Here is a 14,921-nt window from a genome sequence, read left to right on the forward strand (position 1 = left end):
CATATGACAGTGCTTAGTTCATTGATAATTGGCGGGGGCGGAGTTGCCGATGCGGTTTTCCAAGTGGAAAGGCTCGCAACAGCCGATGCGGTTAATTACACGATAGCCCGCACTGCTGGCTCTGCTTTCAGCTTCACGGCGGGAAACATTATGACCTGCGATGAGGCGGGGGATTATGTTTTAAACTTTGACCTTTGGGGGCCAGTTTCAGGAAACATCTCTCTTTATAAAAACGGCGCGCTTAGCGAGTCTAGGCTTATGCTTTTAAATGCCTTTAACAGCATATCTTTCGCAGCTTCGGCCATTGCGGGGGACACTTTCGAGTTGAGAAATACAAGCGGCTCTACTTCTACCCCCGCTCCATTTGTTCTGAATTGGATAAAAGTCTAATGACCCTGAAATTTGCTAAAATATCGGACGTTAGCGCGTCACCAGAGCTGGCTTATGCAATGGTGACGGGCGTTACGGAAAACCCATCAGACGGCCCGCAATGCCCGCCAGAGACGCAAGTCGGTTATAGATGGGATGGGGGAAGTTTCTTCCCGTTTGACTTCGACGCAGAGATTTCCGCTATCCAGACGCAGGCCAAGAAACTTGTTGCGAAAGAATTTTCAATCAATCTCGAAAACCTTTTATTCAATGCGCCTGAGCGTGTCGAACAGGTTTGGGGAATGGAGAGGGATTGGGCGTGGTCAGTTCTTACGGATGATGAGTTCGCAAACATAAATGCCAAGCACCTTTTAAAAACCGCAAAGCCCTTGGCAGAGGCCACTTGGACGAAAGAACAGCTCGGCATGAAGGTTATGGTTGCGGATGCTACATTCCGGCATACAGCGAGCATTGCGGTGTTTCACCGCCGCCGAGTTGAAGAGCTAATAGACAACGCAACAACCTATACGGAAATATTAGGCATCATTCAGGCCGAGCGCGATAATGCGGCGGTTACATTTGCCTCCATCGCCTCGGACATAGAGACATTCAAAACAACCGCGCCGACGCTTATCACAGAAGCCATCACGCGGGCAACTGGCCCCTAAGCCATGACATTTGTTCCGCTCGACATTCTGCCGGGCCTGCGTTCAGATGATACGGAGTTTGAAGTCGGTCAGACAGGCTGGACGGATTGCTCTAACGTGCGGCCTTGGCGCGGACGCGGGGAAGTCATCGGCGGGTGGGAAACGGCTACACTTGGGATGCTGGACGGCGTAGCCAGAGCTATTCACGTTTGGGACGGGCCAACACAACAGCTTACCGCTATTGGAACGCATACAAAGCTTTATATCCTTGTGGACGGGGAGCTTATTGACATTACGCCGGATGACTTCGTGCCGGGCAATCAGGACGGCCTCGGCGGGAATGGTTTCGGAACGGGCGCTTACGGCGTAGGAGATTACGGAGAGCCGTCACAGATAGACTCCTTCGCTCTTACGTGGTCACTGGATAATCGCGGGACAACGCTTGTGGCCAATCCTAGAGGCCAAGGCATATTCATTTGGGATGAGGGCGATGCGAAAGCTACGCCGCTTACCAATGCCCCTACTGAATGCACCTATATGCGCGTCTCGGCGCAACGGCAGATTATCGCTTACGGGACGGAAGAAGAGGTTTCAGGCACCTTTAATCCCCGCGCTATAAGGTGGTCAGATATTCTTGACCCGACAGACTGGACTACAGGCACAGACAACAATGCAGGCGAGTATGTTCTGGAAGATGCGGGGCGGTTAGTCGGCGCGATAGAGGTTGCGGATGCAGCTTTGGTCATGACGGATAACGCGGTTTATCAAGAGGACTTTCTCGGCAATCCCGGCCAGACATACGCTTACCGAAAGCTAGGCGATAGGTCCGGCCTCGCAGGGCCAAACGCAATGTGCGAAATCGGCGGCGTGGTTTACTTCATTGACCGCTCATTCAAGCTATGGGCAGGGGCGCTAAACACGGCTCCCATCAGAATTATCAACCCCATATCAACAGAGCTAACCGATAGGCTAGACCCTATTCAGCGCGACAAGATATTTATGTCAAGCCTGTCTCAATACCGCGAGATTTGGATTTTCTTCCAATCGAATGACGCGGATGATGTTGACGGTTATGTGGCTTACAATGTCGAGACCGATTTATGGTTTAAAGGCGACCTCGCCCGCTCTGCTTTCAAGGACGCAACGCCCGCGCAATATCCAATGGGCATTTCCCCTAGCGGCAATGTGTTTATTCACGAAAAGGGACGCTCTGCCAATGGCGGGCCTATCCCTTGGTTTGTGGATTCAGGCGATATTACCCTCGCAATGGGGCAAAGAGCTATAAAGGTTCGCGGCGTTAGGCCGGACTTTGCCGAGCAGGTGGGGGCGGTTAATCTTACGCTATTCGCCAAGCCTTACCCGCAATCCACTAAAGAGGCGCGGATTACCCTCAACATGCCGCCTGATAAGGAAAAGGTGGATTTTCTCTATAGCGGATTGTTCTCGCAGTTCCGTCTTTCAGGAAACACGGCTCCGGCGCGTTGCCGATTTGGCAAGCTCACTTTCGACATAGGGCAGGGCGGGCGAAGGTGACAATCGACAAGCTCATAGAGCTGATTGACGCCTCCATTGAAGATAACCCGTTTTACAGCCGAGAGGCGATACTATCCCTCATTCAATCAGGTGAGGCGCAGCTTTGGAATACGGATAATTCTATTCTGGTCACAGAGCTAATCAAGAACAATCAAAGCGGAGCGCTCTCCATTCAGGTCGTCGTTGGCGGTGGAGAGCTTAGCGAAATCATCCCCGGACTCACCACGCAAGCCGAGCAATGGGCCAAATCACTTGGCGCTAAAAAGGCGCGTTTCGATGGCCGCCCCGGATGGGTGAGGGCCATGCGCTCCTACGGATATCACGAAGTTTCGCGCACAGCGGAAAAGGATTTGTAACTATGCCAAGTAAAAAAGAAAAAACCAAAAGCCAGCAGCAGTCAACGACCACGCAAACGCCAAACGTTGACCCTCGCTTGCGCGGTGTGGTGAACAATCAGGCTGATATTATCTCCCAGCTTCAAGGGCGTGATGGTAGCGAATTTGTAACAGGCGCTTCGCCCTTACAGCAAGGCGCGTTCAGCAGAATTGCGCAACGCAATGGTTTAAGCCAAATGGCACAAAACGCGCCCAGCACGACATCTGGCACCCCTAACATCACGTTCGATGGAAACGGCAATGCTCGTCCGACAAGCGGTGGCATGATGCAAATGGCGCAAAACAGCACAGTGAAAACGCCTAACCCAAATCAGCCCGCTCGTGACTTTAGAGACCTGCCAAACGGCTTTGCGCTTGGCGGACAGATTGCAGCGGATGTGGCGGAACGCAGCGCGAATACAGCGCAGGCTGTAGAGCCTTATCAGGCGTCTATAGCGGGCGCTGCGCAGTCTGGCCCCGTAACAGGGTTTTCCGGTGCTCAGGGCGGGCCAGCACAGAGCTATGACGCGGCAACCTCACAAGCTGCACAAAACGGCCCAGCGCAGGGCTATGAAGCCCTTGCCGCTCAGGCGGCGCAAGGGGGCGCGGCTCAAGGATATGACGCGGCTACAGCTCAGGCAGCTCAGGGCGGGCCAGCACAGGGATATACCGCCTCTACATTTAACGCAGCTCAGGGCGGGCCAGCCTATACGTTTGGCGGGGCTAGAACGAGGGCGCGGACTTACGATGCGGCATTGGCAGGGGACGCTGCACAGGCTGAAAACGCCGCTGTAGGGGCCGGAGGAAGTGCTAATGCTCAGTCTTTACTTGACAACCTCCAAAATTATCAAAACCCCTACACGCAAGATGTCGTGGACGCCTCACTCGCAGACTTTGACCAGAATGCCGGACGCATTAGGGCGCAGCAAGCTGCTCAAATGGCGTCCAATAACTCTTTTGGCGGGTCACGCTCTGCTGTGCTTGAAGCCTTAACCGAAGGCGAGTTGGCAAGAGGGCGAAACAGAATTAGCTCAGACCTTCGTTCGGACGGATTTAACACAGCAGCAGCCCTGTCAGGTCAAGATGCCGACAGACGCCAAAGCACGTCAATTACAAACGCCGGACTCGCCAATGCGAGAGCGCTAACGCAGGCTGAACTCGATACAAGAGCCAACCTTTTTAATGCGGATGCGGTTAATCGGCGCTCTGAGTTTGACACCTCGGCTTTAAACGAGGCAAGCCAGTTTAATACGAATGCGCGGAATAACGCTTCCAACCTCAATGCGCAGCTTCGCAACACGGCTGGGATTGCGTCCATTAACGCCCTTAATGAGCGTGATGCTTTGAACATAAACAACCGTCAACAGGCGGGCCTATTTAATGCTGGAGCCTTGAATGAGGCTTCACGTTTTGGCGCAGATGCTCAGAACCAAGTAAATTCTCAAAACCTCGCCAATAGACAACAGACGGGGCTATTTAACGCGGGCGCTCTGAATGACTCGGCTCAATTTGGCGCAGAGGCTCAAAATAGAGTGGATTTGACAAACCTCGCCAACAGACAGCAATCCAATATCTTTAATGCGGGCGTGACGAACGATGCAGCCAGGTTTGGAGCAGATTCGCAAAATCAGGTAAATCTGCAGAACACGGCTAACCGCCAGCAATCCGGTCTGTTCAATGCAGGGGCACTTAACGATGCCTCACGCTTTGGCGCAGACGCACAGAACACAAGAGACGCGCAAAATATTGCCAACAGACAGCAAGGCGGATTGTTTACAGCGGGCGCTCTGAATGACGCAAATTCGCAGGACGCGGCCTTTAGGCAACAGTCAGGTCTGGCTAATCAATCTGCCCTGAATAATGCCTCGCAATTCAATTCAAGCCAAGCCCAGCAGAACAGGCAGTTCAATGCAGGCCAGAGCGACAATCAGCTTAACCGCGCTTTGAGTGCGGCAGGCCTTATGGGCAATCTGCAAGGCCAGTATAACGACAGCGAACGCGCCGATATTGCGCAGCTCTTGCAAGCAGGCGGCATTCAGCGCGATATTAATCAGCAGGAAGCGGGGTCTGATTTGGCTTTGGCGCAACTTCTGTCACAGCTTACAGGCCAGCTTCCGATTAGCGCTGTCTCTGGCCAGACAGTTAATTCCAGAGGGACAAGCAATTCCACGACTAAGGAAAGCAACCCGCTTGGCTTTGCAGGCTCGGCGCTGTCTTTCTTCGCTTAATTCAGGGGAAACAATATGTTCAATAAGAAAAGATTTTCAGTGGGCCGCATTGGAGCGCTTTTAGGTGATATATCCAATGGGGGCGGCGGCGCAGGGATTCGCCAATACGACCAGTATGCACAGGCGCAGGCGCAAGAAGAAGAGAGAAAGCGCCTTGAACAAGAGCGGGCGGCGCGGATGAATGAGTGGGCCAATCAGGCAGGTTTTTCACCAGAACAACGCTATGCAGCAGCGGTCAATCCCGAGGCGTTCGGAAAAAGCCTTTCTACAAATTATGAGGCTGCAAATGTATCAGGTGGGGACAGCCGCTACGTAAACGGTCAGATGATGACCGCGCCTAAACTTTCCAACAACGGAAATCAGTTCTTCACGCAAGGCGCTAACGGAACCCAGCAAACGGGCGACTTTGGCATGACTTATGATGAAGGCATTACCTCACAGAACAACCTCGCCACACAGGGATTACGCGGGCAGGAACTAAACGAAGATGTTCGCTCAAATCAGGCCAATGAAGCGCTTACAGGATTCTCTAATCAGACAGGGCGCATGAATGCTAATACGTCGCGATATGAGGCTATAAACCCAAATGCAGGCCCTATGAGCGTTAGTGAGCAAATTGCACTCAGCAAGTATCAAGACGAACAGGAGGTGGCAGCTCAAGCCGAGACAGCTGCTAACATCAAGAAAGGCCAAACTTTAGGTAATATCTCACGGCTTAAGGAGGGTGGCGAGCTAAGCGATGCCTTCCGTACGCTTTACGGCAAAAGTAGATTTATCCCTGGCAGCAATATTCCCGGTTCTAGTCGTGCTGATGCTCGTGCAGTGATTGACCAGATTACGTCAGACCTAACGATTGAATCTCTCTCTGCTTTTAAGGGCGCTATCTCTGAGAAGGAAATGGCAACAGCAGCAGCGGCAGCTACCCGTTTGCAAAACCCGATTTCAGACGCAGAGGCCATTAAAGCCTTGAACGAAGTTGAGCAGGTTCTGGCTAAAGTAGAAAGCTCAGGCGGCTTGGTGCAATCTGGCGGGGGCCAAGAATATCAAGAGGGTGATGTTGCTGAAAACGATAGGGGCGACAAACTCGTCTATCGCAATGGGCAATGGGTTAGGATGTAGGGCTGATAATCCAGCGAATGCACCCGGCCACAAACCATAAAATCAGGCCTGCGAGGGGGATAGAGGCCAAGAGCGCCAAAACACCCCAAATCAAAGAGCTGTCACTAGTGAGGGCGAAATAGGCGGTCATTGCCGCCATTGCCAAAGCGTAAAGGCTCCATAAAGTCCACAGGATTATGGCCACGCGCATTAATCTCGAAGAGCGAGCCTGGCTAAAGGCTTGGCGCAGCGGATTCATGACTGATAAAGTCTTTCAATCTCGCTAGGCGTCCACTTATCTTTATTCAGGCGCGGGCCGTAATATTTGATAACCTCATAGGCATCAAAATATTCACCACTAGGCGGCGTTTTGTAGGTTGATATTACCGTGCTTGAGCCGGGCTTGTGGATATTATTAACTGTGCTTGGAGATGAGGTAGAGGTCGCCGTCGCATTGAAATTATTAAACCCGCCTGAATTATAAGAACTACCTGTCACAGACGTTGTAGTGCTTCCTGGTGTGACAATTTGCGAAAAGCGTGACGTATCAAGAAAGCTCTCTAGCGCAAAATATCGATGTCCGGCCTCTAAAGTCGTCTCGGCGGCGCGGAGAAAGGCTTTATCATTCGCTGTTGCGGCGTCAACAAACGCAGTGCTTCTCATGTCTATTCGATGAACATTAGAGCCAAGCTGGGTGGTCTTTGTTGTCGTGCAGGCCGCGAGCAATACGCAAGCCAGTGAAACTACAATATTTTTCAAAATTACCTCCGCTAAGGCTGGAGATAGTAGCCCTGAATTGCGTTTCAGGTCAATAGGAGCAGCTATATGTCAGGATTACCGCCCGGCTTTCGTGTTATTGATGAGCCAGAAGATAGAGACAGTGGTTTGCCTGAAGGCTTTCGGCTTGTCGAAAATAAGGCTAGTCAAGAGCCGTCAACGCGGGATAATATCGCAAATGCGGCGCGAGGCATAGGCGCTTGGCTAGATACACCTGTTCCCGGCGCAAAGTTTATGGGCCAGTTCGCAGGTGATACAATTGAAGACCCCGTTAAGACGCTTGTCACAGACCCCGCCAAGGCAATTCGGGACGTTCCTAAGAACACTTATAATGCAAACCGCTCTGCCGTTAAGGGTTTAGCGCAAGTTGCTCGTGGGGACTTTGGCGGCGCTAGAGACAACGCGCTTTCATCTTTAGGTTCATCCCTTCAGGCAACGGGCGGGGTGGCAGAGGGGGCAGGCATATTCCCTGCATTTAAGGGCGCAGGCAAGGGTGCTTCAAGGCTAACGGGCGAGATGTCCAAACTGTTGCGAGGGCCATCCGCTCGGCAATCTGGCGACCCTGTAGCTAATCTATTAGCGGCTGTTGCCCAAAAAGAGGGGCGGTCTGTCTCCGACATGAAGACAGCCGCGCAGAACGTTCTAGATAACGGCGCAACGCCTGATGAAATGCTCTTTCAGTCCTTAAACCTACCTCAAACGGCGCAGGGCCTTGGCAACAGAGGCGGGGCCAGCCGCGATATTTTTGCGGACGCCGCGAAAGCGCAGCAGAAAGGGCAGGCGGGGCGCGTAGATAACATCATTCGCAATTCGTTAGGCTCGCCCGATAAAGACATGACGATGGACAGCATTATGGCGCGGGCCCGAGAGCAGTCAAAGCCGCTCTACGCCGCTGCTATGGGCGAAAACGTCAAGCCGAATTTGGGAGAGCTGGCGAAGGTTCCCGCAATTCGCGATTATATGGCCCAAGCGCAATCAAAAATGGCAGGGCTCAATAAGGCGGATATGACCGATATGGAGCTGCTCCATCAGACGCAGCAAATGATAGGCGGGAAGATTGGCCAGACATCTCGCGCAGGGGATAATTACGAGTCCGGCCTACTATCTGATATGCGCAATCAAGTCATGGATGCAGGAAAGGCGGCGTCTCCAGATTACGCAGCCGCCACGGCGACTTTCCGCGACGGAGCAGAGCTTAGAGAGGCCTTTGAGGAAGGCTCTAAGGTCTTTAACGACAGAACTGGAACGGAGTTTGCGGCCAGAGCGCAGGCTATGACGCCGCAACAGCGCGAAGCGGCCACAGCGGGCGTTATGCGTGCCGTTCAAACGAAACTGGATAACCCCGAAACCTACGGAGCTATTCGCGCTGAATTTAGACGCCCTTCCTTCAGATCCAACATGCAAGCTCTTGTCGGGCCTGAAAAGGCAGATGAAATGGTGTCTCAATTGGAGAGACAGGCGGAACTCGCCGAGATGGCCAATAACGCAAATTATGCCCGCAACTCCAAGACCGCGCCAACACAGCAAACGATTGCCAATGTCGAAGACGCTTCCCGCTCACAAGCAGGGCAGGCTTTGGGCCGCTTTGGTCAATTCATGGCAAATGACGGCTTAAGCCCCTCACGGCTTCTCTCGCAGGGCGCAAACAAGGTGAACGGCGTTCTCAGCAAGGTTGACGACGCCACGCTGACAGAGGTGTCACGCATCCTGACTATGCCTGCCGATGAGGGCGCAAGGCTGTTACTCTCTATGCCTATGCAGGAGCGCCAAGCGGTTGAAGGGCTTCTTGCACAAGCAGGGCAGCGCGGGCTTGCTGTTGTAAATTCTGCCAGAAACTTACCCGCCATGACAGGCCGTCAATCCTTACGTCTCGGCGCAGGGGCGGCGGCGGTGAACGCGACTAACGGAAGCCGATAGAGCCATGAGCCGACCTAGCCCTATAAACTTTAAGCCGGAAGATGACCCAATGACTCGCGCAGAAGTCGAGGCCATGATGACGCGGCCCCGCCCCATCAACATGAACTGGGGGAAGCTGCTGCCATTGATAGCTATACTTGTGGGATTCGCCATTCAGACCTTTTTAGGCGTCTGGTGGCTCTCCAAAGCAGATAGCCGAATTACGGCAAACTCCCAAACAAGCCAGCAGGCATTGAGATTATCACAGACGAACTCGGAGATACTTTCGACAATCAAGTCTGACATAGCCTCCATAAATACCAGCCTGAAAGTCTTGGTTGAAGCGGATGGCCGCGCTCAAACAGAGCTGGTTTATCGCAGGGGGTGGATGGATCAGGTTAACGAGGACATTCCGTCAATCAAGACCAGACTGAATGAAATGGATAGCCGCTTGACCCGCATAGAGTCGAGCCAACAGCAATAGGAGCCTATATGTCCGCCCTTATCCCTGACTGGAAAGCCGCTCTAAAGAGCTATTCGTTTATTGGCTACGTTGTGGCGATTGTGGTCTATACACTTCCCGCAATTCTGCTTTACTATTTCGATACTCACACAAACCCTTATTATTGGGGGTGGCTCTTACTGGCTGTTCTGGTGCTTGGTCTTATCGGTAGGTTCATTAATCAGCCCGACTCCCACAAAGGGCGGCGCAGGGTCATCATAGTGTGGCTTGCTCTTGCCGTGGCGGGGTTTGCCGTTCCTGCCCTTGCATCGCCCTATTGCCACGGAGAACGCTCTGTAGCCGCGTCTGAGAGCGCGGAGTTTGACAGTCTGGCCGTTCCTCTTATTGGCAAATGGGAGGGCCTTCGCTTAACGGCTTATCACGACACCCTCGCAAAGCCGCCCATTTGGACGGTGTGCTTTGGCGCAACTCGGGTCTATGGCCGTTCTGTGCGTCCTTATGAGGTGTTTACAAGAGAAGAGTGCGAAAGGTTTCTAAGCGCCGATATAGACAAGCACAGGAGCGGATTTCATAAGTGCGTTAGCCGAGAAACCAAGCGGCGTAGATTCCCCGTTACCCGCGACGTGGCTTTCACTTCCCTCGCATACAATATCGGAGTTTTTGCAACATGCCGCTCAACCGCCCTTAAGAGATTGAACGCAGGAAACGTCAATGGCGCGTGTGATGCAATGACTTGGTATGACAAGGCGGGTAATGTCATTTTGCGCGGCCTAGTCCGACGCCGTTCCGAAGAGCGGGAATATTGCCTTATGGAGCCTAACCCCGCCATTTCCTGACAGCCCATTTAAGCGGCCTCACGATAAACAGCCTTATTAGGCTTATTGAGGGGTCTAGGGCGTAATGGGGTTTTTTGTAGTGCATGGGCTTAGATGCTTGGCGGGGTAGCGGCTACGATTGTATTTCTTCTGCCAAACGCTCTCGCATGTGCCGCAGGTCACCTTTGATTGGTTGCGGGTGGCCCGCTCCACATCTACAAATTTCCCGCAAAGCGTGTCGCACATATCACCGCCTAGTGAGAGTTCTTTCAATCTATGAGTTTTCATTTCTCATTCTCCATAAGCAGTAATAGCTTTAGTTGTCTCAATTCAGGGATTTCGCGAGCAGATTTGTATTTAGGGTCGCGCTCCCATCGGCATACTTCGTTTCGTATGTTCTGATTTTTGCCCGTCAGTCCCACAGCCCTCCCCAGTTCAAGAGGGGAAAAGCCAAGAGATAGGCGGGCGGCTTTAACTTCGGATGGGGTCATGCGGACTCCTTCCAGTGCTTGAAGCTAACGGGAGTTTCGGCGGGTAAAAACTTGCGTTCACGGCTAAAGGCCATCTCGACATAATAAACGCCTTGAACTTTGCCGATTTGTCGAATGTGGTTTTCCTGGCCTTCGATATAGACCTTGTGGTCAAGAGCCCAATCGCTGTCATGGACTTTACAATAATCGGCTAGGGTTTTGGGGGCCGGACTCGTCATTTCATTTACTCCTGATTGGATAGGGCAAGCCCTGATTAGTCTTCGATTGCTTCAAGCGTTTTTATCGCAGCTTTATAAGACCACTCCATGTTTCTGATTGAGCCACTGTCAATCTCGTGTCCGTTTACACAGACGGCATATTCGCCGCCACCGTGATTGATAAACTCTACGTCTTGGCCTTTGATGGATTCTTGTTTGATTGCGGTCATTCTATTTGCTCCTAGTTGGATGGGGCTTGCCCCGTTGTTGATGATTTATATATAGGGCTATTGCCCTACACTGTCAACACCTTTCTCAATTTATTTTCACGGAGGCTGATATGAACCCTTACATCATCTTGGGCGGTCTGGTCGGTTCTCTCCTTATGGCGGCGACCGCAAGCCTGTTTTCCTATAATCAAGGGAAAAAGGTGGAGCGCCTCAAGTGGGAAACGGCCAATGTCGATACCCTGAAAGACGCCAATCTCAGCCTTTCAAGTTACCTCGCCATACAAGCGCAGGAAGCCGCCGAAGCACAAGAGCGGGACATTCAGACAGGCAACACCATAGACCGCGCCGAAACGCGCATCATTGAACGCATCAGGGAGGTTCCAGTTGAGAAAGTTATCAGAATTGGCAGTGATTGCCGTGTGGATTATGGCATTGTCCGCCTGCGGAACGATTGGGCAAAGGGAGATAGTCTCGGCTCCAGCGACAGAAACGCCGAGGGCGGCAATATACCCCTCGACGGCTCTCAAGCGCTGCCCCGAAACCTTATCAGAAATCAACCTAAGTGAGACGGAATGGAACGCGCTCGATGCTTCGACGCAAATTTCACTTCTTATGCGTCAGGGTCAGCAGTGGATTATTGAGTATTTTCGTTGTGCTACCCGCCACAATCTTGGTGCAGATGTATATGAAGAACAGCTTCAAAAAGAGCCTGAAGGTGAGTGACGCAAGGCGGAAGTTCTAAATGAGTCGTGCCGCCATTAGCATGGTGACGGCCCGCAGGATTGCAGGCGTCTGGCCCGATGCTATATCCCTGCCAGATGCCATGAAGCGGGCGGGAGTCAAGAGCAAGTGCCGCCGAACGCAGCAGCGTTACAGGCGGATTGCAGAAAAGATGTTGGGGGTAGAATTGCCCTCGCACAATCCGCAGCTCACCACGGCTGTTCTCGGCGAGGACTGCCCCTCATATCTTGACCATAAAGCGCTCAAATCCGCTAAGGCTTTCGTCATTACCTCGGCGGTCAACAACACCACATTGAATGATAAGTTTTTCGATACGCTGGAATTATTCGCAAAAGAGAAGGCGGCGCAGCTTGTCGTTATCCCTCAAAAATATCGGCATATGACCTTCACCGATAAGACGGAATATTTCTGGCCAAAGCGGGTGCATGAATACGCGATCCACAAAGACGTGATAATCAATAAGAACCTAACGCTCTCCTCTCTCAATATCGTGGCAACGGCGGTCAATCCGCTTTCAGGGCTGGAAGCCAATTCAGGCGCTCGGTCTGCTGTTTACGGAGCCACGCAGGTCGCGCTGCAATGCGTAGCGACCCCCGGCAAATCCTTTCCCAAACTTATGGTAACGACTGGCGCTTGCACGTCCGCAACTTACACGAAAACCAAGTCAGGCGGGAAGGCTAAATTTCACCATTCATTCTCGGCGCTTTTTATCGTGAGGGTAGGGCAGATATTCCATCCGATACACCTTCACTGGGATGGGAAGGGCTTTTATTATCTTGATGAGTATTGGACGCCAAATGGCAAGAAAACGGGAAAATCCGCCAAGGCGCTTGTTCAGGGCGATTCCCATGTGGAATATGCAGAGCCAAAGGTTCTAAAGACCCGTAAGCGCTTCCTAGGCCGCGTTTCAGTCTCGGCGCTAGTCTGGCACGATTTACACGATAACGCTTATCAGTCCCATCATAACACCGTTTTTGACGCGGTTAAGCTAGCAAGGGCGGGAAAATTTCTTGTAAAAGACGAATTACAGAAGTCAGCCGATATGCTCAATACGTTCGGAAAGGGTTATGAAAACCTGATAGTCGGCTCAAACCACAATGACCACCTTGACCAGTTCTTAAACCGTTTCGATCCAAAGAAAGACCCTCACAACGCCGTATTTGCGTGGGAGCTATCCGCGAAAACAATCAAGTCCGGTAAGCCTGCTTTAGAGACCTGGATGGAAGGCAAGCTCACCGTCTCCCATAAATTTCTATCCCGTAACGAGCCGTATCTGATAGTGGATAATGATGTCTCGCAGCATGGCGATAAGGGCATTAATGGAAGCCGTGGCAGCGCCAAAGCCTTCGCCAAACTCGCCACTAAAACAGTCGTAGGACACTCTCACACGCCTTGTATTGAGAAGGGTTGCTATCAGGTCGGTGTCTCAGCGCTTGGCATGGAATACGCGCAAGGGCTTAGCTCATGGGCCATCTGTGACTGTCTCATTTACGCAAACGGAAAGCGGGCTTTGATATTCCAAAGACGCGGCAAAACTATAGCGGATTATGTATGAAATATTATCCAAGAGAAGATGGGCAGGGCGGCGTTCAAATCGTGGTCTGCGATAAGCACGGCCAGTCACACACGATAGATTTTGACCGAAGGGGCTTTGTGCAGTTCTTTAAGGCTATGGCTCGGATTTATTGGGGGATTGTGTAGGCTTTAGACTCTCTCCTTACATGCCCCGAAGGCACTTAATCCTGTGATGCAATAGCTCTAAGAGCGGCGGCGCAAATGGCGTTGTAAATGCTATTCCCATACCCAAAAACCCGCTCTCCTTTGGGTGGGTTTAAAATTGCTCCGCATGGTTTTCTGTTATTAAAAAATCCACGAGCATGGCCATCATTAAAAAGATTGTTTAGCAAAAACCCCTCCGGCACAAGCGTCATAGAGGCGTCTAATGAGGCAGTGTATTCAGGCAATCCCTCCATTAAAGGGTCATTAAGCCAAGCTATGCTTTCGAGGGAGCGGCCTGTCTTTAGGTGCATTTCCATTACGAATATCTCCGCGTCCATTTCCCGACACGGCCCATCAAGCGCTTCAACACGGTCTGCTAGCTCTAAGAGCGTTTCTTTATTGGGCATTTCTGCCCCCTTGTTTTCCAAAGCAGGGGCATAGGCCCTCAACAACGCCATGTGTCTTGCATTGAGTTACGGTGCGGTCTGGTTCGGTAGCGTAATCAAATGCTATGGATGCGGCGCTAGGGGATGTCCTCCTAACGTCTCCAAAGTATTTAGCTATAGCGGCGGTCAATGTGGTGTTCTGGCTTTCTACGTCTCCGATTACCGCCGTTTTCTTTTCTTTATTGGTCATAGTCTATTCCTTTTGTTCTGGCTTAGTGGAATTTTGCATTTTGGATATGCTTTTCAAAAGATATGAGCGAAATTCTTCATGGGCCGAATGGTAGGCATCGTATAGGCGGAGGTAGCATCCCTCCAACTCCGCTATTCTTTCCCCTTGTGAGGTGAGGGTGGTGATGGCTTCTTGGATTAATTGATCCTCTATCTTGGCTTCAACCTGAAGAGCGCAGTCTCCGCGCCTTATTCCACAAAAAACCCCTGCACAATCATTGCTGCAAGTCCGGGAGCACTCGTCATAGCGTGAAGATAAGCCCTGTAATTTCTCTATAAGTTCTTTATAATCATCCGAACAGCCTTTTACGCTTGTTTTAGATGAGACAGGTGTTTTTGGGCCTTCGGGGTTCTGTGTGTCGGTCATTGGGATTGCTCTTTGTCAAGGTTGGCTCTCAAGCGATTTTGAAGCCAGTCCATAGAAGGCTGAACCTCTTCGCCGTATGAAAAGCCCTCGACTATATTCCATGCCTCCTGAATGACTTCCCGCAAACCTTCTATTTCCTGCTTTTGAGACCTTCTCCCCTCTAAAAAGCACACCATCTGGGCTTCAGCCTCATCATGATATACGCGAGTCTTGCTTGAATACGCATTCCACGCCTCTAAGTCATTATGTGTTAAGTCATAATGTGTCATGTTAGGTTCCTTTGGTGGGGGATAGGTTCGGAA

The 14,921-nt window shown here is 51.7% G+C and carries 21 protein-coding genes; 12 read left to right on the forward strand and 9 right to left on the reverse strand.

Annotated elements, in window-relative coordinates; genetic code table 11:
• The first annotated feature begins 3 nt into the window (after window positions 1–3).
• From ACN0IC_RS06600 to ACN0IC_RS06625, 6 genes are read left to right on the forward strand one after another with little or no spacing between them, the layout of a single operon-like run.
• Window positions 4–390 carry a hypothetical protein gene (locus ACN0IC_RS06600; protein WP_416877974.1) on the forward strand — a complete coding sequence of 129 codons (387 nt, stop codon included), beginning with the start codon at window positions 4–6 and terminating at the stop codon, window positions 388–390.
• Window positions 390–1,037 (forward strand): hypothetical protein, encoded by a 648-nt coding sequence (locus ACN0IC_RS06605; protein WP_416877975.1) that lies wholly within the window; start codon window positions 390–392, stop codon window positions 1,035–1,037. The genes ACN0IC_RS06600 and ACN0IC_RS06605 overlap by 1 nt, the downstream gene beginning before the upstream one ends.
• A gap of 3 nt (window positions 1,038–1,040) precedes the next feature.
• Window positions 1,041–2,549, forward strand: coding sequence for a hypothetical protein (locus tag ACN0IC_RS06610; protein ID WP_416877976.1), 1,509 nt, complete (start codon window positions 1,041–1,043; stop codon window positions 2,547–2,549).
• A complete protein-coding gene (locus ACN0IC_RS06615; RefSeq protein WP_416877977.1) occupies window positions 2,546–2,905 on the forward strand; it encodes a hypothetical protein in 360 nt (119 codons plus the stop codon). The genes ACN0IC_RS06610 and ACN0IC_RS06615 overlap by 4 nt, the downstream gene beginning before the upstream one ends.
• 2 nt (window positions 2,906–2,907) lie before the next feature.
• Complete coding sequence (locus ACN0IC_RS06620) at window positions 2,908–5,151, forward strand: hypothetical protein (protein ID WP_416877978.1); 2,244 nt, start codon at window positions 2,908–2,910, stop codon at window positions 5,149–5,151.
• Between the two features lie 15 nt (window positions 5,152–5,166).
• Window positions 5,167–6,270: a hypothetical protein gene (locus tag ACN0IC_RS06625; RefSeq protein WP_416877979.1), complete on the forward strand. Its 1,104-nt coding sequence runs from the start codon at window positions 5,167–5,169 to the stop codon at window positions 6,268–6,270.
• Window positions 6,271–6,504: 234 nt separating this feature from the next.
• Here the strand turns inward: ACN0IC_RS06625 and ACN0IC_RS06630 are convergent, their stop codons facing one another.
• A complete protein-coding gene (locus tag ACN0IC_RS06630; RefSeq protein WP_416877980.1) occupies window positions 6,505–7,008 on the reverse strand; it encodes a hypothetical protein in 504 nt (167 codons plus the stop codon).
• Window positions 7,009–7,074: 66 nt separating this feature from the next.
• Between ACN0IC_RS06630 and ACN0IC_RS06635 the strand changes: the two genes are divergently transcribed.
• The 3 genes from ACN0IC_RS06635 to ACN0IC_RS06645 are packed head-to-tail and all read left to right on the forward strand — an operon-like array spanning window position 7,075 to window position 10,221.
• The gene (locus ACN0IC_RS06635; RefSeq protein WP_416877981.1) at window positions 7,075–8,943 is read left to right on the forward strand and encodes a hypothetical protein; all 1,869 of its coding nucleotides are present in this window, start codon (window positions 7,075–7,077) and stop codon (window positions 8,941–8,943) included.
• 49 nt (window positions 8,944–8,992) lie between these two features.
• On the forward strand, window positions 8,993–9,406 hold the full coding sequence (locus tag ACN0IC_RS06640) for a hypothetical protein (protein WP_416877982.1): 414 nt from the start codon (window positions 8,993–8,995) through the stop codon (window positions 9,404–9,406).
• An 8-nt stretch (window positions 9,407–9,414) separates the two neighbouring features.
• Entirely contained in the window at window positions 9,415–10,221 is an 807-nt protein-coding gene (locus ACN0IC_RS06645) for a glycoside hydrolase family protein (RefSeq protein ID WP_416877983.1), read from the forward strand.
• Between the two features lie 54 nt (window positions 10,222–10,275).
• Here ACN0IC_RS06645 and ACN0IC_RS06650 read toward each other — a convergent pair whose 3' ends face one another.
• From ACN0IC_RS06650 to ACN0IC_RS06665, 4 genes are read right to left on the reverse strand one after another with little or no spacing between them, the layout of a single operon-like run.
• Window positions 10,276–10,488: a hypothetical protein gene (locus tag ACN0IC_RS06650; protein ID WP_416877984.1), complete on the reverse strand. Its 213-nt coding sequence runs from the start codon at window positions 10,486–10,488 to the stop codon at window positions 10,276–10,278.
• Entirely contained in the window at window positions 10,485–10,691 is a 207-nt protein-coding gene (locus ACN0IC_RS06655; RefSeq protein WP_416877985.1) for a hypothetical protein, read from the reverse strand. The genes ACN0IC_RS06650 and ACN0IC_RS06655 overlap by 4 nt, the downstream gene beginning before the upstream one ends.
• Complete coding sequence (locus tag ACN0IC_RS06660; RefSeq protein ID WP_416877986.1) at window positions 10,688–10,909, reverse strand: hypothetical protein; 222 nt, start codon at window positions 10,907–10,909, stop codon at window positions 10,688–10,690. Before ACN0IC_RS06660 ends, ACN0IC_RS06655 begins: the two co-directional genes overlap by 4 nt.
• A 35-nt stretch (window positions 10,910–10,944) precedes the next feature.
• Window positions 10,945–11,118 (reverse strand): hypothetical protein, encoded by a 174-nt coding sequence (locus ACN0IC_RS06665; RefSeq protein ID WP_416877987.1) that lies wholly within the window; start codon window positions 11,116–11,118, stop codon window positions 10,945–10,947.
• 110 nt (window positions 11,119–11,228) lie between these two features.
• Here ACN0IC_RS06665 and ACN0IC_RS06670 point away from each other — a divergent pair, with 110 nt between their 5' ends.
• The 3 genes from ACN0IC_RS06670 (at window position 11,229) to ACN0IC_RS06680 (ending at window position 13,560) form a co-directional block, all read left to right on the forward strand.
• Window positions 11,229–11,684, forward strand: a complete 456-nt coding sequence (locus ACN0IC_RS06670) for a hypothetical protein (protein ID WP_416877988.1) — start codon at window positions 11,229–11,231, stop codon at window positions 11,682–11,684.
• A gap of 176 nt (window positions 11,685–11,860) precedes the next feature.
• On the forward strand, window positions 11,861–13,414 hold the full coding sequence (locus tag ACN0IC_RS06675; RefSeq protein ID WP_416877989.1) for a hypothetical protein: 1,554 nt from the start codon (window positions 11,861–11,863) through the stop codon (window positions 13,412–13,414).
• Entirely contained in the window at window positions 13,411–13,560 is a 150-nt protein-coding gene (locus ACN0IC_RS06680; RefSeq protein ID WP_416877990.1) for a hypothetical protein, read from the forward strand. The genes ACN0IC_RS06675 and ACN0IC_RS06680 overlap by 4 nt, the downstream gene beginning before the upstream one ends.
• A 35-nt stretch (window positions 13,561–13,595) precedes the next feature.
• On the opposite strand, the gene ACN0IC_RS06685 is transcribed toward ACN0IC_RS06680, so the two are convergent.
• The 4 genes from ACN0IC_RS06685 to ACN0IC_RS06700 are packed head-to-tail and all read right to left on the reverse strand — an operon-like array spanning window position 13,596 to window position 14,888.
• Window positions 13,596–13,985: a hypothetical protein gene (locus tag ACN0IC_RS06685; protein WP_416877991.1), complete on the reverse strand. Its 390-nt coding sequence runs from the start codon at window positions 13,983–13,985 to the stop codon at window positions 13,596–13,598.
• The gene (locus tag ACN0IC_RS06690) at window positions 13,975–14,214 is read right to left on the reverse strand and encodes a hypothetical protein (protein ID WP_416877992.1); all 240 of its coding nucleotides are present in this window, start codon (window positions 14,212–14,214) and stop codon (window positions 13,975–13,977) included. Before ACN0IC_RS06690 ends, ACN0IC_RS06685 begins: the two co-directional genes overlap by 11 nt.
• 3 nt (window positions 14,215–14,217) lie before the next feature.
• On the reverse strand, window positions 14,218–14,619 hold the full coding sequence (locus tag ACN0IC_RS06695) for a hypothetical protein (RefSeq protein WP_416877993.1): 402 nt from the start codon (window positions 14,617–14,619) through the stop codon (window positions 14,218–14,220).
• Complete coding sequence (locus ACN0IC_RS06700; RefSeq protein WP_416877994.1) at window positions 14,616–14,888, reverse strand: hypothetical protein; 273 nt, start codon at window positions 14,886–14,888, stop codon at window positions 14,616–14,618. Before ACN0IC_RS06700 ends, ACN0IC_RS06695 begins: the two co-directional genes overlap by 4 nt.
• Window positions 14,889–14,921: the final 33 nt, after the last annotated feature.

Origin of the sequence: Litorimonas sp. (assembly GCA_029936425.1) — a bacterium.
Lineage (GTDB): Bacteria > Pseudomonadota > Alphaproteobacteria > Caulobacterales > Maricaulaceae > Litorimonas.